Source organism: Ruegeria sp. YTSA135 (genome assembly GCF_059610165.1).
The window spans coordinates 305,000-325,597 of the sequence record NZ_JBXWNC010000002.1; the positions used below are offsets into that span (position 1 = coordinate 305,000).

The 20,598-nt window shown below is 59.8% G+C and carries 20 protein-coding genes; 12 read left to right on the forward strand and 8 right to left on the reverse strand.

What is annotated here, in order from left to right:
• Positions 1-23: 23 nt before the first annotated feature.
• The 5 genes from AC2FIT_RS04535 to rbfA form a co-directional block, all read right to left on the reverse strand.
• Positions 24-1,091: a calcium-binding protein gene (locus tag AC2FIT_RS04535; RefSeq protein WP_496827048.1), complete on the reverse strand. Its 1,068-nt coding sequence runs from the start codon at positions 1,089-1,091 to the stop codon at positions 24-26.
• 94 nt (positions 1,092-1,185) lie between these two features.
• On the reverse strand, positions 1,186-1,689 hold the full coding sequence (locus AC2FIT_RS04540; RefSeq protein WP_496827050.1) for a DUF1643 domain-containing protein: 504 nt from the start codon (positions 1,687-1,689) through the stop codon (positions 1,186-1,188).
• 21 nt (positions 1,690-1,710) lie between these two features.
• Positions 1,711-2,616, reverse strand: coding sequence for a tRNA pseudouridine(55) synthase TruB (gene truB, locus AC2FIT_RS04545; RefSeq protein ID WP_496827052.1), 906 nt, complete (start codon positions 2,614-2,616; stop codon positions 1,711-1,713).
• A 60-nt stretch (positions 2,617-2,676) separates the two neighbouring features.
• The gene (locus tag AC2FIT_RS04550; protein ID WP_496827054.1) at positions 2,677-3,414 is read right to left on the reverse strand and encodes a phosphodiester glycosidase family protein; all 738 of its coding nucleotides are present in this window, start codon (positions 3,412-3,414) and stop codon (positions 2,677-2,679) included.
• The gene (gene rbfA / locus AC2FIT_RS04555) at positions 3,411-3,806 is read right to left on the reverse strand and encodes a 30S ribosome-binding factor RbfA (protein ID WP_068336555.1); all 396 of its coding nucleotides are present in this window, start codon (positions 3,804-3,806) and stop codon (positions 3,411-3,413) included. Before rbfA ends, AC2FIT_RS04550 begins: the two co-directional genes overlap by 4 nt.
• Positions 3,807-3,897: 91 nt before the next feature.
• On the opposite strand from rbfA, the gene dapB reads away from it, so the two are divergent.
• Positions 3,898-4,707: a 4-hydroxy-tetrahydrodipicolinate reductase gene (gene dapB, locus AC2FIT_RS04560; protein WP_496827056.1), complete on the forward strand. Its 810-nt coding sequence runs from the start codon at positions 3,898-3,900 to the stop codon at positions 4,705-4,707.
• 97 nt (positions 4,708-4,804) lie between these two features.
• Here dapB and AC2FIT_RS04565 read toward each other — a convergent pair whose 3' ends face one another.
• Complete coding sequence (locus AC2FIT_RS04565; protein WP_496827058.1) at positions 4,805-4,987, reverse strand: DUF1674 domain-containing protein; 183 nt, start codon at positions 4,985-4,987, stop codon at positions 4,805-4,807.
• A gap of 89 nt (positions 4,988-5,076) precedes the next feature.
• On the opposite strand from AC2FIT_RS04565, the gene AC2FIT_RS04570 reads away from it, so the two are divergent.
• The 10 genes from AC2FIT_RS04570 to AC2FIT_RS04615 all read left to right on the forward strand — a co-directional run bounded on the left by AC2FIT_RS04570 (position 5,077) and on the right by AC2FIT_RS04615 (position 18,201).
• The gene (locus tag AC2FIT_RS04570; protein WP_496827060.1) at positions 5,077-6,333 is read left to right on the forward strand and encodes an RsmB/NOP family class I SAM-dependent RNA methyltransferase; all 1,257 of its coding nucleotides are present in this window, start codon (positions 5,077-5,079) and stop codon (positions 6,331-6,333) included.
• A 90-nt stretch (positions 6,334-6,423) separates the two neighbouring features.
• Complete coding sequence (locus AC2FIT_RS04575; protein WP_496827062.1) at positions 6,424-8,163, forward strand: heparinase II/III family protein; 1,740 nt, start codon at positions 6,424-6,426, stop codon at positions 8,161-8,163.
• Between the two features lie 22 nt (positions 8,164-8,185).
• The gene (purH, locus tag AC2FIT_RS04580; protein WP_496827064.1) at positions 8,186-9,775 is read left to right on the forward strand and encodes a bifunctional phosphoribosylaminoimidazolecarboxamide formyltransferase/IMP cyclohydrolase; all 1,590 of its coding nucleotides are present in this window, start codon (positions 8,186-8,188) and stop codon (positions 9,773-9,775) included.
• Entirely contained in the window at positions 9,775-10,245 is a 471-nt protein-coding gene (gene lspA, locus AC2FIT_RS04585) for a signal peptidase II (RefSeq protein ID WP_496827066.1), read from the forward strand. The genes purH and lspA overlap by 1 nt, the downstream gene beginning before the upstream one ends.
• 50 nt (positions 10,246-10,295) lie before the next feature.
• On the forward strand, positions 10,296-10,814 hold the full coding sequence (locus AC2FIT_RS04590) for a DUF3035 domain-containing protein (RefSeq protein ID WP_068336539.1): 519 nt from the start codon (positions 10,296-10,298) through the stop codon (positions 10,812-10,814).
• A gap of 82 nt (positions 10,815-10,896) precedes the next feature.
• Positions 10,897-12,237: a M16 family metallopeptidase gene (locus tag AC2FIT_RS04595; protein WP_496827069.1), complete on the forward strand. Its 1,341-nt coding sequence runs from the start codon at positions 10,897-10,899 to the stop codon at positions 12,235-12,237.
• Positions 12,234-13,538 carry a M16 family metallopeptidase gene (locus AC2FIT_RS04600; protein WP_496827071.1) on the forward strand — a complete coding sequence of 435 codons (1,305 nt, stop codon included), beginning with the start codon at positions 12,234-12,236 and terminating at the stop codon, positions 13,536-13,538. Before AC2FIT_RS04595 ends, AC2FIT_RS04600 begins: the two co-directional genes overlap by 4 nt.
• 200 nt (positions 13,539-13,738) lie before the next feature.
• A complete protein-coding gene (locus AC2FIT_RS04605; protein WP_496827073.1) occupies positions 13,739-16,657 on the forward strand; it encodes an error-prone DNA polymerase in 2,919 nt (972 codons plus the stop codon).
• A gap of 48 nt (positions 16,658-16,705) precedes the next feature.
• Positions 16,706-17,119, forward strand: coding sequence for a group III truncated hemoglobin (locus tag AC2FIT_RS04610; RefSeq protein WP_496827075.1), 414 nt, complete (start codon positions 16,706-16,708; stop codon positions 17,117-17,119).
• Between the two features lie 143 nt (positions 17,120-17,262).
• Positions 17,263-18,201: a DMT family transporter gene (locus tag AC2FIT_RS04615; RefSeq protein WP_496827077.1), complete on the forward strand. Its 939-nt coding sequence runs from the start codon at positions 17,263-17,265 to the stop codon at positions 18,199-18,201.
• 22 nt (positions 18,202-18,223) lie between these two features.
• Here AC2FIT_RS04615 and AC2FIT_RS04620 read toward each other — a convergent pair whose 3' ends face one another.
• The gene (locus AC2FIT_RS04620; protein ID WP_496827079.1) at positions 18,224-18,928 is read right to left on the reverse strand and encodes an NYN domain-containing protein; all 705 of its coding nucleotides are present in this window, start codon (positions 18,926-18,928) and stop codon (positions 18,224-18,226) included.
• A 112-nt stretch (positions 18,929-19,040) separates the two neighbouring features.
• Positions 19,041-20,153 (reverse strand): S-(hydroxymethyl)glutathione dehydrogenase/class III alcohol dehydrogenase, encoded by a 1,113-nt coding sequence (locus tag AC2FIT_RS04625; protein WP_496827081.1) that lies wholly within the window; start codon positions 20,151-20,153, stop codon positions 19,041-19,043.
• 130 nt (positions 20,154-20,283) lie between these two features.
• On the opposite strand from AC2FIT_RS04625, the gene AC2FIT_RS04630 reads away from it, so the two are divergent.
• A complete protein-coding gene (locus tag AC2FIT_RS04630) occupies positions 20,284-20,571 on the forward strand; it encodes an I78 family peptidase inhibitor (RefSeq protein WP_496827083.1) in 288 nt (95 codons plus the stop codon).
• Positions 20,572-20,598 lie beyond the last annotated feature (27 nt).

Below are 20,598 nucleotides of genomic sequence, written 5' to 3' on the forward strand. Positions count from 1 at the left end.
CGAATGGCAAAGGGATTCTTAAATCAGCTTAGCGCGGTCAGGTGCGCCAGTTTAGCACCAGAGATCAGTTGAATGTCGTCAGCGGTCAACCCTTCTGCGCCAAGCAACTGTGCAACACCCTGCCCGTCAACAACCACATGGACCAGATTTTCGTTCTCAGCGTCAGTTTCGATCTGAATTTCCGGATCATCCTGACCATCCCAGGACACGAACAGCTTATCCTGTCCGGGTTGGAAATCCATCACGGTCACCGCTTCATCCTCGGCTTCCGGGTCAAGAATGATGTCATCTGCGCCGTCGCCGCCGGTAACGATATCGCCACTGTCTGCCAGAATTTGATCCTCTCCAGCACCGCCGTTCAGAAAGTCGGTGGCGTGTTCACCGTCGGGATCCTCACCGGTAAGCACATCATTGCCATCGCCGCCGAACAGAACGTCCTCGCCCGCGCCCCCGTCCAGGATATCGTCGCCAAAACCGCCATGCAGCGCGTCATCGCCGTCACCGCCAAGCAGAGAGTCATCTTCCTGTCCGCCGTAAAGGGTATCGTCGCCCGCACCCCCTTCCATCTGATCTGCGCCGAAATGGCCGTAAAGCGTATCTTCGCCTTCGTCCCCAGCCATCAGGTCATCCCCATCCTCACCGTGAAGGATGTCATCTCCATCACCGCCAAGAATAGTGTCTAAACCTGCGCCCCCATGCAGCACATCATTGCCTTCGCCGCCATCAATGACGTCATCAGCGGCAAAGCCATTGATCTGATCATCTCCGTCCTGCCCGGTTAAAACATCCGCTTCGGCGGTGCCAGCAATGACCAGACCGCCTTGATACTCGGACACAATCGTTCCGGTTGGGGGCGTACCGGTTGAGGAGTCTTCCGCCTCGGTCTGCTCTTCAGCTTCGGTCTGCTCTGCAGGTTCGAGCGTATCTTCCTCACGCGTGTCGATTTCAATAAATTTACCCTCAGAGATTTCGTCGGGCTGGTCATCAATGCTGTCGTCCTCTTCAGGCGCGTCATCAGAGACAAACGCGTCGCTCAAGGCAATAGCCGCACCACCGACGGCGGCAAGGCTCAGCAATCCGAACAGAAACATGGGAACCCTCCGTGAACGCTCCGCCCCGACGGTAAATATCCCATGCAATCAACCGCTTGGTCAAAGCCAAGCTGATCTTGTGGTTAACCCTTTGTCACCACGGTTCTGGTTGCTGAGTGTACGCGATATAGAGCGGATGTTTCGGGTGCCCTTCCTTGGTCAGCCCCAGATGAAACAGCGGCAGACCCGTTCCGCGCAAAAGGGTTTCGACCGCAGGGCCACGCTCCAGATGCGCACCGTGGGTGCCCCAGGCGGCAATGACCTGATCGGCCCAATCTGCTCCGTCCAGAATGGCGGCATTGTTTTCCGGCCCCACCGGATCGGCTGCGGCGCGCATCTTGCGCGGGTCGGTGTCGCGCCAGGCAAAGATGTTGGTCACTTGAAACGCACCGAACCCCAAGGCCCGCGCGCGCCGTTCACATCGCTCAACGGTCGGGTCATTCTGCACCTCGGTCGCGGTCGATGGGTTCAGCATCACGAACAGCGCCTTGCGCCCCTCAGGGTCCCAGATACGGGTCAGGCTATAGCGATACTTCTCGCAATCGGAATAAACGGCGGTCGAGGGCGCATCGCCCTTGGTATGGGAACGGGTGATCATGTCCTTCGCCTAGCATGCCGGTCAATCGACGAACACCCGGCTGGGGTGCAATTCGCCCGATTTGTAGATACCCACGGCCACCGCCTTGCCATCCAGCGAAGCCCATGCCTCATCGCCATATTCCACGTCACCAGCCAGAACCATGCCCGGATTGCCATTGCGCAGACGGGTGGCGCCCTCGGGGGTGCATTTCAGCTCGGGCAGGTCGGTCAGGCCGGTTTCCAGCGGGTGTAGATACTCGTCCAGCGCGGGTGTCTTGGCCATCGCGTCGATCTGCTCGATGCTCAGGCCATCTTCGGCCTCGAACGGGCCGGACCATATCCGGCGCAGTTGTTTGACGTGGCCGTAGCACCCCAATGCTTCGCCCAGATCGCGGGCAATCGAGCGGACATAGCCGCCTTTGCCGCAGGTCATCTCTAGCACAACGTGGTCCTGATCAGGTCGGTCGACCAGAACCAGTTCCTCAACCCAAAGCGGGCGGGCGGACAGCTCCACATCTTCGCCATCACGCGCCAGCTTATAGGCACGCTGTCCGTCGATCTTCACGGCCGAGAACTTGGGCGGGACCTGCATGATATCCCCCAGAAACGGGGCGAGCGCCTGTTTGATATCGGCATCCGAAGGGCGCGCATCGCTTTGCGCAATCACTTCGCCCTCGGCGTCATCGGTGTTGGTGGCTTGTCCCAGACGCACGGTGAAGGTGTAAGCTTTCAGCGCATCGGTGATGTAGGGAACGGTTTTGGTCGCCTCGCCCAGGGCCACGGCCAGAACACCGGTTGCCTCGGGGTCCAATGTACCTGCATGACCCGCTTTCCGGGCCTCCATCGCCCAGCGCACCTTGTTGACCACAGCGGTCGAGGTCATGCCCGCAGGCTTGTCCACCACCAGCCAACCGGAAATGTCGCGGCCCTTGCGTTTGCGTCCCATCTTGCACCTTGATCCTTGCTGAGGCGCGCGACCTAGCGGATCGCTCTGCCGCTGTCAATTTCAGGGCGCGTCTTCTACCACCCCCACAATGGGACCCAGCGAAAACCCGATGTCAGACCGATTGCTGGCCCGCTCGTACATTCGGGAAATATTGCCGTCGAGAAACAGCGCGTTCGGAGTTTTCAGTACATCGCGAAACAGGCTACCAAACTCGTGGAAGGTGACATAATCGTCCGAGATTGCAAACACCGCCCGTGTCCCATCCGCGCTGGTGCCCACCCCATTACGCAAATAGAGCGAGGTCGAATCGGGCAAAAAACGCGGATGCAATTCCCCGTCAATCACCAGCATCGGACCGGACTGCGTAGCAAAGCGGCACACGGGCGCCCGATCTACGTAGTCCAGCGTTTCGAACACGTCGGCGCGACCGTCACGGATGCAGAACACTCCGTTGGGCAACAGGCCGAAATTGCCCGGCCCTGCATTGGGGATCACGCGCATCTGTTCTTGACCGTCTTCGACATAATGGCCAACGGGTGAGCGGTCATCGTGGTACATGCCCGCATTCATCGCGAAAGCCAGACGTTTGCCGTCGGCGGCCAGCACTTCGTTCACCGAAGAGAAATGCCCCAGCAACTCGCCATTTTCATCCTTCAGAAACAGGCGAAGGTCTGCCTCGGACGCATCCACTTCGCAAACCGTGTAACGCTTTTCTTCATGGGTCACCTTTTCGCAGGTCACCGCAGCAGCTTGCGCGGCCCAAAGGACGGCGCCCAAGGAGATAAGTGCGCGTATCACTCGTCCAGATCGCGGCGCACCGCGTCCTGTTCGAACATGCGGCGGGTGTCGTCCAGACGATCAAACGTGTCATCAAGACGGAACCGCAGATCGGGCGAAAATTTCAGGCCGACCTTCTTGCCAACCACGCGCCGCAATTCACCCTTGTTGCGGGCCAGCAGCTCGATCACGTCCTCCTGCCCTTTGCCACCCAAGGGCAGCACATAGGCAGTCGCGATCTTCAAATCGGGCGAAGTGCGCACCTCACCCACAGTGATCGACATGCGGTTCAGGTCGGGGTCGTGGACATCTCCGCGCGCCAGAACCTCGGACAGGGTGCGGCGGATCAGCTCGCCGACGCGCAGCTGTCGTTGGGACGGGCCGGGGCCATCGTGGAATTTATTCTTTGCCATATCCCCGATCTAAGCCCAAAGCAGGGCTTTGCCAAGCGGGCGCGAACGGGGTAGGAGGCTTTGAGCCGACAAATGCGAAAGGACCAGCGCAATGACCCATATTCCGGGGATCGTTATCACAGGGGCTTCGGGCCGCATGGGGCAGATGCTGATCAAGACCGTTTCGGATAGCGATCAGGCCCGTCTGGTCGGAGTGGTCGAGCGTGACGGCCACGATTGGGTCGGTCAGGATGTTGGTGAGGCCATGGACGGTCAGGCGATGGGTGTCAAAGTGACCGACGACCCGCTGGAGGCTTTCGCGCAGGCACAGGCGGTGATTGATTTCACAGCGCCTGAGGCAACGCTGGGATTTGCTGCTCTGGCGGCACAGGCGCGTTGCGTGCATGTGATCGGCACCACCGGCATGACCGAGGACCAGATCGCGGCGCTAGAGCCTGCCGCGCGCCATGCCGTCATCGTACGGGCGGGGAACATGAGCCTTGGTGTCAACCTGCTGGTGCAATTGACCAAAAAAGTCGCCGCCGCGCTGGATGAAGATTTTGATATCGAGGTGATCGAAGGTCACCATCACCACAAGGTCGATGCCCCTTCGGGCACCGCGTTGATGTTGGGTGAGGCCGCCGCCGAAGGGCGGGGCGTCAAGCTGTCGGATGTGGCCGACCGGGGCCGCGATGGCATCACCGGCGCGCGCAAAAGGGGCGACATCGGGTTTCACGCCATTCGCGGCGGTGACATCGTGGGCGAGCATGACGTTCTTTTTGCCGCCCCCGGTGAGCGGATCGTGCTGCGCCACCTTGCCACCGACCGCGCCATCTTTGCCCGTGGTGCACTGAAAGCAGCGCTGTGGGGACAAGGCAAGGCGCCCGGTCAGTACGACATGGTTGACGTGCTTGGGCTATAAGCCAATCAAGGGACTGCCTGCACCTCGGGCGGTGCGCGTTAACTCAAATAAACAACATGACCCGTTTATCTTCTTCGCGCGTTACCGATTCGACGGATCAGAAATCAATCGCGATGCCTTTTTTCTCCCAATCGCCATAGCGCGCAGGGTCGGGACCATCGCGACCACCCAGTTCCCTGGGCATCTTTTTGGCTTCGGCCTCAGCCTTCTTGCGGCGCTCTTCCGCCTCGGTCAGTGCGCGTTGGGCGGCAGGGGGCAGGTCTTTGCGGTCGTCACTCATGACATCGGGTTCCTTTCCGGGCATGGGCTTGATATACGCCCGCGTCCGCTGTTGGCAATGTGGACGCGTATATAATCAAAGGCGGTTCCATGTCTGACACTGCAACGGCGGCGCGACGCAGCGCGATCTATCTGTTGGATCAAATACTGGGTGAAGGGCGGCTTTTGCCTGAATGCCTGGCTGCAGGCGCGTTGGACCGGCTGGCACCGGACGATCGCGCCCGGGCACAACGCCTGGCCTTGCAAACCCTTCGCGGGCTGGAACGCGCAGACCGTTTGCTGGACAACCATCTGAACCGCACGCCCGCTTTGACTGTCCGGAACGCGCTGCGTCTGGGCGCGGTTGAACTGTGCCTGGGTGAGGCCGCTCATGGCGTGGTCAATTCCATGGTCGAAATCGTGGGCCGTTCGCGCAAGCATGGCAGACTCAAGGGTCTGGTGAATGCGGTTCTGCGTAAAGTGGCCGACGAAGGGCCCAAGGCCTGGCCCAAAATGCGCGTACCACGTTTGCCCGAATGGCTGCGCGAACCATTGATCGCGGCCTGGGGGGCGGACGCCGTCGCAGGAATGGAACGGGCCCATTTCGCCGGTGCTCCGCTGGATATCACGCTCAAGCCGGGTGCAAACGGGCCCGGAGAGGCAATGCCGACAGGGTCACTACGTGTTCACGATGCCGGGCAGGTCTCGACCCTGCCGGGGTTCGCCAAGGGTGACTGGTGGGTGCAGGACGCGGCGGCGGCTTTGCCGGTGCGCGTTCTGGCGCCATTGGCCGGGGAAACCGTGCTGGATCTTTGTGCGGCACCCGGCGGCAAGACGCTGCAACTGGCCGCTGCCGGGGCAACGGTCACAGCACTGGATATCTCAGAGTCGCGTCTGGAAAAAGTCCGCGAGAATCTCAAGCGCACAAATCTGCAAGCAAATGTCATTGCAGGCGATGCGCTAGAGCATCAGGGCCAGTACGACGCCATCCTGCTGGACGCGCCCTGTTCCGCTACTGGCACGATTCGACGGCATCCGGATTTGCCCTTTGCCAAGGACGGCTCGGAATTCGCCGGATTGATCGCGTTGCAGACACAGATGCTTGCCCATGCCTGGACCTTGCTGAAACCCGGTGGGCGGCTGGTCTACTGCACCTGCTCGCTGCTGCCGGACGAAGGGGAAGTGCAGATTGAAGAGGCTTTGGATCAACACCCCGACATGAAGATCGACCGCAATGCGCTGAAGATTGCCGGGGTGGATAAGGAATGGGTTACGCCAGAGGGCGGCTTGCGCCTGCGGCCCGATTACTGGGCAGACCTTGGGGGGATGGACGGCTTCTACATCGCCTGCCTGAACAAATCCGCCTAAGGGCACGCTTTTCGGTGACTTGACGGCCAGCGCGGTCTATCGTTGGGTCTCAGGCGCCAGCAGAGCGCGAGGGGCAGAGTAACGAGCGTCATGTCGAATACAGATACCATGACAAACCGGTGGGCGCGGTTTCAGAACCGCCTGTACGCGCGGCTCAGCCAGAGACGCAAGGCAGTCGCCGGCTTCGTGACCGAGCCTGAACCCCGTACTGTTGGATCGTTTGCGCGCGGGCGGCAATTGGTTGCGGGCAATTTGCTGTTTGCCGGTTACCTCGTCGAGGCTGAAGATACAGATCTGTGGGACGTTACCGCGCCCAGCACCGGGTTTGACAACGAGCGCCACGGGTTTGCCTGGCTGGATGATCTTGCCGCAGTCGGAGACATGCGGGCGCGCGACAAGGCGCAGCGTTGGGTTTGGGGCTGGATCGAAGCGCATGGGCGCGGGCAAGGGCCGGGATGGGCCCCAGATCTGACCGGACGGCGCGTAATGCGTTGGATCAACCACGCGGCCTTCCTGCTGCGGGGTGCGGATGAAAAGCGAACCCGTCTGTTCTTCCGCGCGTTGGCACAACAAACATGGTTCCTGTCGAAACGCTGGCACGCGGCCACGCCGGGCCTACCGCGATTCGAGGCGCTGGCCGGTTTGGTGCAGGCCGGGCTGGCGCTGAAAGGGATGGAACAGATGTCCGATCCGGCCCTGCGCGCCCTTGCAAAGGAATGCGAGAAACAAGTTGACCGGCAGGGCGGAATTTCCACCCGCAATCCCGAAGAACTGTTAGAAGTCTTTACTTTGTTGTCTTGGACCTCAGCCGCGCTCAGCGCTTTGGGGCGGGGAACGCCCGGCGCGCAGGCCGACGCGATCAAGCGCATCGCACCCACCTTGCGCAGCTTGCGCCATTCCGATGGCGCCCTTGCCCGGTTTCATGGCGGGGGCCGCGGCGTCGAGGGGCGGTTGGATCAGGCCCTCGCCCAAAGCGGCGTTCGACCCCAGCCCGCATCTGGTCTGGCGATGGGGTACGCGCGCCTTTATGCGGGGCGCACCAGCGTGATTCTGGACGCCAGCGCGCCGCCTACGGGGGCCGCATCTTACAATGCGCACGCGTCTACCCTTGCCTTTGAACTCACATCAGGCCGGCGCCCATTGATCGTGAACTGCGGGTCCGGTGAAACCTTCGGTGCGGAATGGCGTCGGGCCGGACGGGCGACTCCGTCTCATTCGACCTTGTGCCTTGATGGGTATTCCAGTGCCCGTTTGGCAAACGCAGGACCCGGCAGCGACAGCGAGGCACTGGTGGACGCCCCCAAGGACGTACCAATGGAATTTGAAGAAGCGATGGAAGGCGCACGTTTCATGGCCGGGCATGACGGTTACACCAAGGTTTTCGGCCTGACCCACGCCCGCACGTTCGAACTGCGCTTTGACGGGCGCGAGTTGACGGGCGAGGATATTTTGCTGACCGCCAGCGACAAGGCCAAACGGCAATTTGACAGGGCGCTGGATGCGTCGGGCCTGAACGGCATTGGCTATGACATCCGGTTTCACCTGCATCCGGATGTTGATGCGGCTATTGATCTGGGCGGTGCGGCGGTGTCGATGGCTCTCAAAAGCGGGGAAATATGGGTATTCCGGCATGATGGAGCGGCAAAACTAACCGTTGAGCCAAGCGTTTATCTTGAAAAAGGCCGATTAAAGCCACGCGCGACAAAACAGATCGTTCTATCCGGGCGCGCAATGGAGTATGCGACGCGCATCCAGTGGACGTTGAGCAAGGCACAGGATACAGCCTATGCCGTGCGCGACCTGCACCGGGACGAACCCGATTTCGACTGACGCCAAAAGGACCTTTGGACCCATGACTGATCTTCACCCCGTGCGCCGCGCGCTGCTTTCCGTTTCCGACAAGACCGGGCTGGTCGAACTGGGAAAGGCACTGGCCGAGCGCGGGGTCGAGCTATTGTCGACCGGCGGCACGGCCAAGGCGCTGCGCGATGCAGGGCTTGAGGTCAGGGATGTCAGCGAGATCACTGGTTTCCCCGAAATGATGGATGGCCGGGTCAAGACCCTGCATCCGATGGTGCATGGCGGGTTGCTGGCCCTACGCGACAATGACACCCACGTGGCCGCGATGGAGGAACACGGAATCGGCGCGATCGACCTGCTGGTTGTGAACCTCTACCCGTTTGAGGCAACTGTGGCAAAAGGCGCGGGCTACGATGAATGCATAGAAAACATCGACATTGGCGGCCCGGCGATGATCCGCGCGGCCTCAAAGAACCATGCATTCGTAAACGTGGTGGTTGATGTCGAGGATTACTCGTCCCTGCTGGATCAGTTGGAAGAGAATTACGGCAAGACATCGTATGGCTTCCGTCAGTGGCTGGCGCAAAAGGCTTACGCCCGCACGGCTGCCTATGACACCGCCGTATCGAACTGGATGGCTGATGCGCTGCAACTGGACACGCCCACCCGGCGCGCCTTTGCCGGTGAATTGAAGCAGCCCCTGCGCTATGGCGAGAACAGCCATCAACAGGCCGCGTTCTACACCGATGGCACCAACCGTCCCGGTGTGGCGACCGCCGTGCAGCATCAGGGCAAAGAACTGAGCTACAACAACATCAACGACACCGATGCTGCGTTCGAGTTGGTTGCCGAGTTCGATCCGTCAGAAGGTGCGGCCTGTGCCATTATCAAACACGCCAACCCCTGCGGAGTGGCCAAGGGTGCGACCTTGCTTGAGGCGTATAAAGCCGCCTTCGACTGTGACCGAACCTCGGCCTTTGGTGGCATCGTTGCGTTGAACCAACCGCTTGATGCCGCAACTGCGCAAGAGATCACCGGTATCTTTACCGAGGTTGTGATCGCCCCCGTTGCATCGGATGAGGCAAAGGCGATCTTCGCCGCCAAGAAAAACCTGCGCCTTTTGACGACCGAGGGTTTACCGGACGTGACCACCGGGGGCAAAACCGTGCGGCAGGTGGCCGGTGGCCTGCTGGTGCAGGACAAGGATAACGGTTTTGTCGGCTTGGATGATCTGAAAGTCGTCACCAAGAAAGCCCCGACAGACGAGCAGATGCGCGATCTGCTGTTTGCCTGGAAAGTGGCGAAACACGTCAAATCGAACGCGATCGTTTATGTCAAGGACGGCGCAACCGTGGGCGTCGGCGCGGGTCAGATGAGCCGGGTCGACTCGGCCCTGATCGCTGCCAAAAAAGCCGAACGCATGGCCGATGCGCTGGGATTGGCGCAACCTTTGACCATCGGCTCTGCCGTGGCGTCGGATGCATTCTTCCCCTTCCCCGACGGTTTGATGGAGGCCGCCGAAGCCGGTGCTACCTGCGTGATTCAACCCGGTGGCTCGATGCGCGATGATGAGGTGATTGCCGCTGCGGACAATGCAGGCCTTGCCATGGTCTTCACCGGCATGCGTCACTTCCGTCACTGATGCGTTATCGCCTTCTGCTCTGGGCGGCGCTGGCCGCGTTCCTGATCGACCAGATCAGCAAGTATCTGGTCGTCCACGTAATGCGCGTGGCCGAGGGCAATATCGACATATTGCCGCCGCTTCTGGTGTTCAAATACGGCGAGAATCGGGGCATCAATTTCGGCCTGTTCCAAGGAAATTCCGAGGCCGCCCGCTGGATGCTGATCGGCATTTCGCTTGCGATCTCGGTCGGTGTTCTGGTCTGGTTGATGCGGACAGCACCAACGAAACTCATGATTGTGTGCGGCGGATTGCTGATTGGCGGCGCGCTTGGAAACGTTGTTGACCGGGTGCTGTACGGTTTTGTGCTGGACTTCCTGAACATGTCCTGCTGCGGCATAAACAACCCGTTTGTCTTTAATCTGGCCGATGTGTTTATCTTTGCCGGAGCTATCGGGCTTGTGGTCTTTGATGGGAAAAAGCCCTCGTGACCTCCTCCGAGAAATGGGATAAAAGCGCCACAAACAGGCTGGAGACTCTGATGCGGTTGCCGCGTTCCATACTTGCTGTGACATTGGCTTTTACAATTGCCGGATGCTCGAACATCGGCCTGCGCCATCTTGAGGCACCCGGAGACGGCCCGGATGAGTTTTCGGTTATGCCAGTCAAACCGCTGACGCAGCCCAAGGATTACGATTTCCTGCCTGCCCCAACGCCGGGCGGTGCCAACCTGACCGACCCGAACCCCAAAGCGGATGCCATCGTGGCATTGGGCGGCAGCGAGGCGGCTTTGAACCCCAATACCGCGATTCCGTCCAGCGACGCCGCGCTGGTCACGGCCTCAAGCCGCTATGGCGTTCCCGCCAACACACGGCAGGTCATCGAAACCGAAGATGCTGAGTTCCGCAGGAAACAAGGCCGTTTGACGCGTCTGCGCCTGTTCAAAGTGGATCGGTACGAGCAGGTTTATCGTCGCGAAGCGCTTGATGCTGCCGCGCAAAACGAAGCCGCGCGCCGGGCCGGGCTTGAGACGCCTTCCGCGCCTCCGGCGAATGAATAAATCTTAACTTTCCGTCATCGGCCTTGAACCTGCGCCGCACCATCGTAGTTTGAATAGCACCAAACGAAACGGAGGATGCCCCATGGTTCGGGCTTTGGCATTATCTGCCGCCCTGCTCACCGCCACCCCCCTGACTGCCGAGCAAGGGCATGAGGCGGTAACGACGTTCACGCTGGACAACGGCATGGATGTCGTCGTCATCGAAGATAACCGTGCGCCCGTTGTGCAGCATATGGTCTGGTATCGCGTCGGATCAGCTGATGAGCCTGCGGGTGCGTCCGGCATTGCACATTTCCTCGAGCATTTGATGTTCAAAGGCACCGACACGCTGGCTCCGGGTGAGTTTTCAGGCACCGTCGCGGCCAATGGCGGGAATGACAACGCGTTCACGTCTTATGACTACACCGCTTATTTCCAACGTGTCGCTGCAGATCGGTTGGAATTGATGATGCAGATGGAAGCGGACCGGATGCGCAATCTGAGTCTGACCGAAGAAGACATCGTCACCGAGCGCGGCGTGATCGTCGAAGAGCGTAACCAGCGCACAGACAACAGCCCACGCGCCCTCTTCGGCGAGCAGATGAGCGCTGCGCAATATCTGAACCATGGCTATGCTGTGCCGATCATCGGCTGGCGGCATGAGATGGAGACACTGGGTATGGAGGATGTACTATCCTTCTACCAAGACAATTATGCACCCAATAACGCCATTCTTGTGGTAACCGGTGATGTTAAACCCAATGATGTCAAAAAGCTGGCCGAGCAATATTATGGCGTTATCCCGGCCAACACGGATGTATCACAGCGGGACCGCGCGCAAGAGCCACCGCAAACAGCTGCACGACGGTTGACGTACAAAGACCCGCGTATTGCGCAACCCTATGTCCAGCGAAGCTATTTGGCACCCGAGCGTGATCCGGGTGCACAGGAAAAAGCGGCTGCCCTGTATCTGCTGTCTGAATTATTGGGTGGCGGCACCACGTCGTATCTGAATGAAAAGCTTCAGTTCGAACAGCAAAAGGTTGTCTATGCCGGGGCGTTTTACCGCGGCGTTTCGCTGGACGACACGACCTTTGATCTGTTGGTTGTTCCGGCGCAGGGCGTTTCGCTGCAAGAGGCCGAAGATGCCATGGATCAGGCCGTTGCCGATTTCATTGCCGAAGGTGTGAACCAAGACGATCTGGACCGGATCAAGATGCAGCTGCGCGCCGCGCAGATTTATGCGCGCGACAATGTAGACGGGATTGGCAACCGCTATGGCCGCGCTTTGACCAGTGGCCTGACAGTCGAAGACGTGCAAGCCTGGCCCGATATCCTGCAAGCCGTGACAGGGGATGAGATCATTGCAGCCGCGCGCGAGGTTCTGCAGCTTGAAACTTCCGTCACTGGCTGGCTGATGAAAGACGATGAGGTGACGCAATGAAACGGATCTTCGCAACCCTGATTGCCTTTGTCGTCGCGCTGCCCGCCTGGGCCGCGATTGATATCAAGGAAGTGACCTCGCCCGGTGGTATCACAGCTTGGCTGGTCGAGGATCATTCGATCCCGTTCACCGCGCTGGAACTGCGCTTTCGTGGCGGCACATCGCTGGATGATCCGGAAAAACGCGGCGCTGTCTACCTGATGAGCGGCCTTATCGAAGAGGGCGCGGGTGACATGGACGCGCGGAACTATGCGCGCGAACTTGAAGCTCTGGCCGCTTCCTTTCGATATGACGCATCGGATGACTCGGTGTCGATCTCAGCGCAATTCTTGACCGAAAACCGCGACGAAGTGATCGACCTGCTACGCACGACAATCCATGAACCTCGCTTTGACGAAGATGCCGTGGAACGTGTTAAGGCTCAGATTCTGTCAGGCCTACGGTCGGATCAGACCGATCCCAACGATATCGCGGGGCGCAACTTTGCGCGGATGGCTTACGGCGATCACCCCTACGGATCCGAAGGCAAAGGCTCGATCGAAAGTGTCGGCGCGTTGACGCGCGATGACGTGGTGGCCGCTTATGACAGTGTTTTCGCCAAGGATAGGCTCTATGTCGGCGCCGTGGGCGACATCACTGCCGAAGAACTTGGCGCGCTGCTGGACACGCTGCTGGCCGATCTGCCCGAAACGGGCAAACCCATACCAGAGCGGGCCGAGGTAAACATCCCCGGCGGTGTGAGCGTGGTTGAGTTCGACACGCCGCAATCGGTTGCCCTGTTCGGTCATGCAGGGATTGACCGCGACGATCCTGATTTCTTTGCCGCCTTTATCCTGAACCACATTCTTGGTGGCGGTGGGTTCGAAAGCCGCCTGATGCAGGAAGTGCGGGAAAAACGTGGCCTGACCTATGGCATCGCAACCTACCTGGTGCCAAAAGATCTGGCGTCAGTCTATCTGGGGTCGGTCTCGTCCTCCAACGACCGTATTGCCGAAGCGGTTGAGGTGATCCGCACGGAATGGGCTCGCGCCGCGACCGAGGGCGTCACCCAGAAAGAGCTGGACGACGCCAAGACCTATCTGACTGGTGCTTATCCGCTGCGGTTTGACGGCAACGGTCGTATCGCCGGGATCATGGTCGGGATGCAGATGGAAAACCTGCCCATCGACTATATCGCCACGCGGAACGACAAGGTGAACGCGGTGACACTGGAAGAGGTGAACCGCGTCGCCAGTGAATTGCTCAACCCCGAAGGTCTGCATTTCACAATTGTCGGCAAGCCCGAGGGGCTGGACGGCTAACCCGTTCACGCCGCAACGGGCTGCGATCTTCTCATCAAGTCACGCGAGTGACTTACAATCATGTGCCGCGCGTTGAGAAATGCGCGGCACATGCTTTTCTGCACGATCTTGGACCGAGAGCGTCATTCTGACCGATGAGCATTGATTTTGGCGCAAAGGACTCGAAAAAGAACAAAACGTGAATATAATGTGGACTCGCTATGTATGCCGAGCTGTCGATCACATCGAACTTCACCTTTCTCACCGGGGCTTCACACCCCGAGGAGTATATGGAGCGCGCCGTTACCCTGGGCCTACCCGCCATTGCCATTGCCGATGACAACTCGGTCGCCGGGATCGTTCGTGCCCACACCCAGGCGCGTGAGATCACCCGCAAGGTTCGCGAACGTGTGGAATGGGAGGCCCAGAACACCTCGATCGGACCACCCTGCCCCGCCCATATTCCCAAACCGTCCTCCTACCCCATCCATACCGTACCACGGCTGATCCCGGCGGCGCGGCTGATCTGTACCGACGCGCCCACCGTCACCGCCCTGCCGCTCAACCGTCAGGGCTGGGGTAACCTGTGCCGCATCCTGTCGGCAGGTCGCCTGCGCGCCGAGAAAGGTGACTGCATCCTGCACCTGTCGGACCTGATGGAATTCTCCGACGGTCTCCACCTGCTGCTCTGGCCACACGCGACCCGGTCCCCGGGCGGCGCGGACGCTTGGCGGACACAGGCACAACAGCTAACGCGCCGCTTTGCCGGACGGATGCATCTGTTGATGCATCCTCGGTATGATGGGGCAGATACTGCATATTTTGGCTTATTAGAGACTGAATCAAAGCAACTTGGCATCCCCACGCTCGCCAGCGCCACGCCGATGATGCACCACGGCACCCGCCGCAAACTGGCCGACGTGCTGACCGCCATCCGCCTGCGCCGCAAGGTCGACGATCTGGGTCGTGAGGCGCTTGCCAATGGTGAACAGCGTCTCCGCTCTGAACCAGAGATGTTACGCATTTTCAAAGGACATGAGGGGGCCATCGCCCGCGCGCATGTCCTTAGCGAACAGCTCACATTCTCGCTCGACGAACTGCGCTATGAATACCCCAGTGAGGGTAGCGAGCGGGAAAGCCCGACCGAACGTCTGCACCGTCTGGCGCATGAGGGGCTGAAATGGCGTTACCCAGCAGGCGCATCGGACAAGGCGAAAAAGATGCTGGCCCATGAGCTCACCCTGATCGGCAAGCTGAAATATGAACCCTACTTCCTGACCGTCCGAGACATCGTCAAATTCGCACGGTCCCGCGATATCCTGTGCCAGGGGCGCGGCTCGGCGGCCAATTCGGTGGTCTGCTACTGTCTTGGTATCACCGAAGTCAGCCCCGAACTGGGCACGATGGTGTTCGAACGCTTCGTGTCCGAGGCACGCGATGAGCCGCCCGATATCGACGTGGATTTCGAACATGAACGCCGCGAAGAGGTGATTCAGCACATCTATGATCGCTATGGCCGTCACCGCGCGGGTCTCTGCGCCACGGTGATCCACTATCGCGGCAAACGCGCCATTCGCGAGGTTGGGCGCGCCATGGGCCTGACCGAAGACACAATCTCGGCCCTGTCATCGCAGCTATGGGGCTTCTTCTCGACCGTCGGACTCGAGGCGCATCGGATGCGCGAAATCGGTCTCGATCCCGAAGATCGCCGCCTGAAACAGACTCTAATGCTGGTCTATGAGATCGATGGCTTCCCCCGCCACCTCTCACAGCACGTGGGCGGATTCATCATTACCGAGGGGCGTTTGGACGAACTTGTCCCCATCGAAAACGCCACCATGGAGGACCGCACCGTCATCTGCTGGGACAAGGACGATATCGACTCTCTGGGTATTCTGAAGGTCGATGTTCTCAGCCTCGGGATGCTCACCTGCATCCGCAAGGCGTTCGATCTGATCGGCCAGCACCACCAGACCCGCTATACCCTTGCCACCCTGCCGCCCGAAGACCCGGCGGTTTATGACATGCTGTGCAAGGCGGACAGTGTGGGCGTGTTTCAGGTGGAAAGCCGAGCGCAGATGAATTTCCTGCCTCGGATGCGGCCGCGCAATTTCTATGATCTGGTGATCGAGGTCGCCATCATCCGCCCCGGCCCCATTCAGGGCGACATGGTCCACCCATATATCCGGCGGCGAAATGGTGAGGAAGAGGTCAGCTTCCCCTCGGACGCGCTGGGCGAGGTGCTGGGCAAAACACTGGGTGTACCGCTATTTCAGGAACAGGCGATGCAGATCGCCATCGTCGGTGCAGGCTTCACCCCGGAACAGGCCGACCGGCTGCGCCGGTCGCTGGCGACGTTCAAGAAACACGGCAATGTCAGCGAATTCCGCGCGCTTTTCTTACGCGGCATGAAGCGCAACGGCTATGACGACGACTTTGCCGAGCGCTGTTTCTCGCAGATCGAAGGGTTCGGGTCCTACGGATTCCCCGAAAGCCACGCGGCCAGCTTTGCGCTGCTGGTCTATGCCTCGGCCTGGATCAAATGCCACCACCCGGGCATTTTCGCCTGTGCACTGCTGAACTCACAGCCGATGGGGTTTTACGCCCCTGCCCAGATTGTGCGCGATGCGCGCGAACATGGCGTGCAGGTGCGTCCAGTCTGCATCAATGCCAGTTTCTGGGACACTGTGATGGAGCCTGACGGCCATGGCGGTCTGGCCCTGCGGCTGGGGTTCCGTCAGATAAAGGGTCTCAGCGAGGAAGACGCCAGTTGGCTGACTGCCGCGCGCGGCAATGGCTACCATCAAGTCGATGACGTCTGGCGCCGCGCGGGGCTGGGGCCGTCGGTGATCGAACGGCTGGCCGAGGCCGATGCCTTTGCTGCCTGCGGCCTGACCCGGCGCGAGGCTTTGTGGCAGGCCAAGGCGATTGCAACCACCAAACCCTTGCCGCTGTTCTCGCAGGATCTTGAGGGCGAGGTGCTGGATGAACCCGAGGCCTATCTGCCCCAAATGACCCTGGGCGAACAGGTGGTCGAGGATTACGTTGCTACGCGCCTCAGCCTGCGGGCGCATCCAGTGGCCCTGCTGCGACATCTTCTGACGCCAGAGCCGCGCGACAAAACCACTCCTGTCGTGTGACCCCTGAACCGGATATGGCCCTGAACAGAGTCGAAAACCGAGAGCCCAATGACCAGACCCACCCTGCCGCCGCGCTTTCCTGCAACGCCGGACCAGATCAACGCGCAAGTCCGTGCGTTTTACGCCCGCGTGCGCAGGGATGCGGTGCTTGGCCCCGTTTTCAACACGCACGTCCACGACTGGCCCGCGCATGAGGACAAGATCGCCGCCTTCTGGCGAAACGCCATCCTGTTCGAGCGCTGCTATGACGGCAATCCACAGCGGGTTCATATCGAACGGCCAGACGTGAAACCCGAGATGTTCGCACATTGGCTGGACCTGTTCGAAGAAGTCGCCACTCAGACGTTGCCACCGGAAACGGCTACTCCGTGGAGTGCGCTTGCCCGGCGGATCGGAGCGGGCATGAAGGCGGGGGTTCAGTCCGCACGTCAGCCTACAGACGCGCCGCCGGTCCTGCGATGATTCCGGTACATAGCGGGTATGCGATGTTAGCGGTAAATTAGGGGCTATGCGCCCCACTGAAATGTGTTTACTCAGAGACACGACAGCCGGAACATCACCCGCGCTGCGACGGTAACGCCGATACATCACTTGAGGCCGCAGCGATGAGCACTCAAAACACCACCCTTCGCGGCCTTGGCTATGCGTTTTTGGGTTTTGCTGTCTTTGCCAGCCATGATGCCCTGATCAAGGTGTTGGGTGGCACGTATTCGGTGATGCAGATCATCTTTTTCGCCACGCTCTTTTCCTTTGTGCCGATGGCTGTGACGATCCTGACCGACCGGACAACAGGCAACTTCCTGCCGCACCACCCGTGGCTGGTTATGCTGCGCTCAGGCTTGATGGTGACGTCCATGGTCTGCGCATTCTATGCGTTTTCAGTGCTTCCGCTGGCCGAGGTATACTCGCTGCTGTTCTCCTTCCCGCTTATCGTGACCGTCCTGTCGATTCCGGTTTTGGGTGAGGTCGTTCGCGGCCAACGCTGGGCGGCCGTCGGCGTCGGTATGATCGGTGTCCTGATCGTCCTGCGCCCCGGTGCAACCGAAATCACACTGGGCCACCTTGCGGCGTTGACGGCTGCGTTCTGTAGCGCATCTGCATCCGTTCTGGTGCGAAAAATCGGGAACGAGGAACGCTCGGCCGTGTTGATCCTGTATCCGATGCTGTTGGCGATCGCAGTCATGAGTCTTGCACAACCCGCCGTTTATCAACCTCCGTCTCTGCTACATCTGGCGATGATGGCATTGGTTGGAATCTTCTCGGTTATCGCGCAACACCTGATCATTCTGGCCTACCGGGCGGCACCTGCCGGGGTTATCGCCCCCAGCCAGTACAGCCAGATCATCTGGGCAACGCTATTCGGTATGACCTTTTTTGGCGAACGCCCGGACGGCTGGGTCGCCGTGGGGGCAAGCATCATCATCGCATCTGGGGTGTTTGTCGTCTGGCGTGAAAGCCGGGCGAACACGTCAGCGAATACGCCGGTCTTGCGCGTGCGGTCACCGCGGTCGGATACCGGGGCATCAGCTCGGCCGGAGTCTTAGCGCGGCCGCAATACGTAAGCCCCTACCTGTCCTTTGGTCTGATCTTTAGGCCCCCGTTTTCGCTGGATTCTTCGAACTTCCCGGTTGCGCGTACCAGGTCACTTAAGCGCTTGAATCCGTAGGTGCGCGTGTCGAAATCCGGGTAGTTCATGCCGAGTTGGCTACCAACCCCGCTGAGTCCGGTCCAACCGTCCGGGTCTTCAGATTTGAGCACGACATTCCGGATCAGCTGATAGGCGTGGTTCAGATCCTGTTTGACTGAGGGCTTCTTTGCTTTCCCTTCAGCACCGCTGGTCTGCGCTTCTTCTTTTTTGATATTCTCGATGTAGATAAACCGGTTGCAAGCCGCGACGAAAGCTTTGGGCGTCTTGCGCTCACCAATCCCGAAAACGCTCAACCCCTGTTCGCGGATGCGACTGGCCAGCCGGGTGAAATCGCTATCCGATGACACCAGAACGAACCCGTCGAAGCGGCCAGAATGCAAAATGTCCATTGCGTCGATCACCAAGGCAATGTCTCCGGCATTTTTGCCTGTGGTGTTGGCGAATTGCTGGTGAGGGACGATGGCGTATTCCGCCAGTTTCTCGGCGCTCCAGCCTTGCGGGGTGCCGCCCGAAAAGTCACCATAGATTCGGCGCAGGCTGGCCTCACCCAAGGTGGCGACTTCTTCAAATATCTCGGCAACATGCTTCGCCGGGACATTCTCGGCGTCAATCAGAACAGCCAAGCGTTCCGTTGTCCTGTTTGTCAAATTAATCCCTCAATTCAGAAATTTACAATGACCTGAAGATAAGAACCAAAAAGGGCGGGTCAAAGCCCGCCCTGTCAATTTAGGGTTGTTAATACACAACAACCGACCGGATGCTTTCACCCCGGTGCATCAGATCGAACCCGTGGTTGATGTCGTCCAGCCCCATGGTGTGGGTGATCATCGGGTCAATCTCGATCTTTCCCTCCATGTACCAGTCGACGATCTTGGGCACATCGGTCCGGCCACGGGCACCGCCGAACGCGGTGCCGCGCCATGAGCGGCCAGTCACCAACTGGAACGGACGGGTCGAAATCTCGGCGCCTGCAGGCGCCACACCGATGATGATCGACTCACCCCAGCCCTTATGCGCCGATTCCAGCGCGTCGCGCATCACACCGACATTGCCGGTGGCGTCGAATGTATAATCCGCCCCGCCCTTGGTCAGATTGACCAGATAGGGAACCAGACCGCCCTCGACCTCTTTGGGGTTCACGAAATCGGTCATGCCAAACGCGGTCGCCATATTGACCTTCGACGGGTTCAGGTCGACACCAACGATCTGATCTGCCCCGGCCAGACGCAGGCCCTGGATCACGTTCAGGCCAATGCCGCCCAGACCGAACACGATGGCCCGGCTGCCGATTTCCACCTTGGCAGTGTTGATCACAGCGCCGATGCCGGTGGTTACACCGCAGCCGATATAGCAAATCTTGTCGAACGGCGCGTCTTCACGCACCTTGGCAAGCGCAATTTCTGGCAGAACCGTGTGGTTCGAGAAGGTCGAGCAGCCCATGTAGTGCAGGATTGGATCCCCATCCAGCGTCGAAAACCGCGAGGTGCCGTCGGGCATCAGGCCCTTGCCCTGGGTTTCACGGATCGCCTGACACAGGTTTGTCTTGGGATGCAGGCAGTACTCACACTCACGACATTCGGGCGTGTAGAGCGGGATGACGTGATCGCCCGGTTTCAGGCTGGTCACGCCAGCGCCGACCTCAAGCACAACGCCCGCACCTTCGTGGCCCAGAATGGCAGGAAACAAGCCTTCTGGATCTGCACCTGACAGGGTGAACTCATCGGTGTGGCAAATACCGGTCGCTTTTATCTCAACCAGAACCTCGCCCGCCTTGGGGCCTTCTAGGTTTACGTCCATCACTTCCAAAGGTTTGCCAGCCTGAACGGCAACGGCGGCACGGGTACGCATGGTGCTTATCTCCCTGTCTTGTTTGACCCGACCCTGCGTCAAATACAGGGTGTTTTCAACTGCGCTTTCATGGCAGGCTCTGTAAGCTTTTGATATTTCAGAAACGACATTGCCGAAAAGAGGAGCGCCAATGCACCGGTTCATCCCGATCCTGATTGTCCTTGCCGCCTGCGCTGAAACCGACCTGCCCGAGCCCGGCCCTACTGAGCCTGAAGCCGCCCCGGTGGACCTGGCCTTCTGCAAAGGGGAAGCATTGGCCGATTCCGTTGGCCAGCCGGTCTCGACCATTCAGGCCAACCTGCCGGAACGGACCCGCGTGCTGGGCCCCGATGACTTGGCCACGCAGGACTATCGCATCGACCGGCTGAACATCTACGTGAACGGCTCCGGGATCATTCAGCGGCTGACCTGCGGGTAAGTGCGGACTCGACTCAGGGCATGATTC

Coding starts and splice junctions, on each gene's coding strand:
- rbfA (WP_068336555.1), bottom strand. CDS start 3,806: ATGGCAAAGAATAAATTCCACGATGGCCCCGGCCCGTCCCAACGACAG.
- AC2FIT_RS04595 (WP_496827069.1), top strand. CDS start 10,897: ATGGTTCGGGCTTTGGCATTATCTGCCGCCCTGCTCACCGCCACCCCC.
- AC2FIT_RS04565 (WP_496827058.1), bottom strand. CDS start 4,987: ATGAGTGACGACCGCAAAGACCTGCCCCCTGCCGCCCAACGCGCACTG.
- lspA (WP_496827066.1), top strand. CDS start 9,775: ATGCGTTATCGCCTTCTGCTCTGGGCGGCGCTGGCCGCGTTCCTGATC.
- AC2FIT_RS04590 (WP_068336539.1), top strand. CDS start 10,296: ATGCGGTTGCCGCGTTCCATACTTGCTGTGACATTGGCTTTTACAATT.
- AC2FIT_RS04575 (WP_496827062.1), top strand. CDS start 6,424: ATGTCGAATACAGATACCATGACAAACCGGTGGGCGCGGTTTCAGAAC.
- AC2FIT_RS04625 (WP_496827081.1), bottom strand. CDS start 20,153: ATGCGTACCCGTGCCGCCGTTGCCGTTCAGGCTGGCAAACCTTTGGAA.
- AC2FIT_RS04630 (WP_496827083.1), top strand. CDS start 20,284: ATGCACCGGTTCATCCCGATCCTGATTGTCCTTGCCGCCTGCGCTGAA.
- AC2FIT_RS04535 (WP_496827048.1), bottom strand. CDS start 1,091: ATGTTTCTGTTCGGATTGCTGAGCCTTGCCGCCGTCGGTGGTGCGGCT.
- truB (WP_496827052.1), bottom strand. CDS start 2,616: ATGGGACGCAAACGCAAGGGCCGCGACATTTCCGGTTGGCTGGTGGTG.
- AC2FIT_RS04615 (WP_496827077.1), top strand. CDS start 17,263: ATGAGCACTCAAAACACCACCCTTCGCGGCCTTGGCTATGCGTTTTTG.
- purH (WP_496827064.1), top strand. CDS start 8,186: ATGACTGATCTTCACCCCGTGCGCCGCGCGCTGCTTTCCGTTTCCGAC.
- AC2FIT_RS04600 (WP_496827071.1), top strand. CDS start 12,234: ATGAAACGGATCTTCGCAACCCTGATTGCCTTTGTCGTCGCGCTGCCC.
- AC2FIT_RS04610 (WP_496827075.1), top strand. CDS start 16,706: ATGACCAGACCCACCCTGCCGCCGCGCTTTCCTGCAACGCCGGACCAG.
- AC2FIT_RS04605 (WP_496827073.1), top strand. CDS start 13,739: ATGTATGCCGAGCTGTCGATCACATCGAACTTCACCTTTCTCACCGGG.
- dapB (WP_496827056.1), top strand. CDS start 3,898: ATGACCCATATTCCGGGGATCGTTATCACAGGGGCTTCGGGCCGCATG.
- AC2FIT_RS04570 (WP_496827060.1), top strand. CDS start 5,077: ATGTCTGACACTGCAACGGCGGCGCGACGCAGCGCGATCTATCTGTTG.
- AC2FIT_RS04540 (WP_496827050.1), bottom strand. CDS start 1,689: ATGATCACCCGTTCCCATACCAAGGGCGATGCGCCCTCGACCGCCGTT.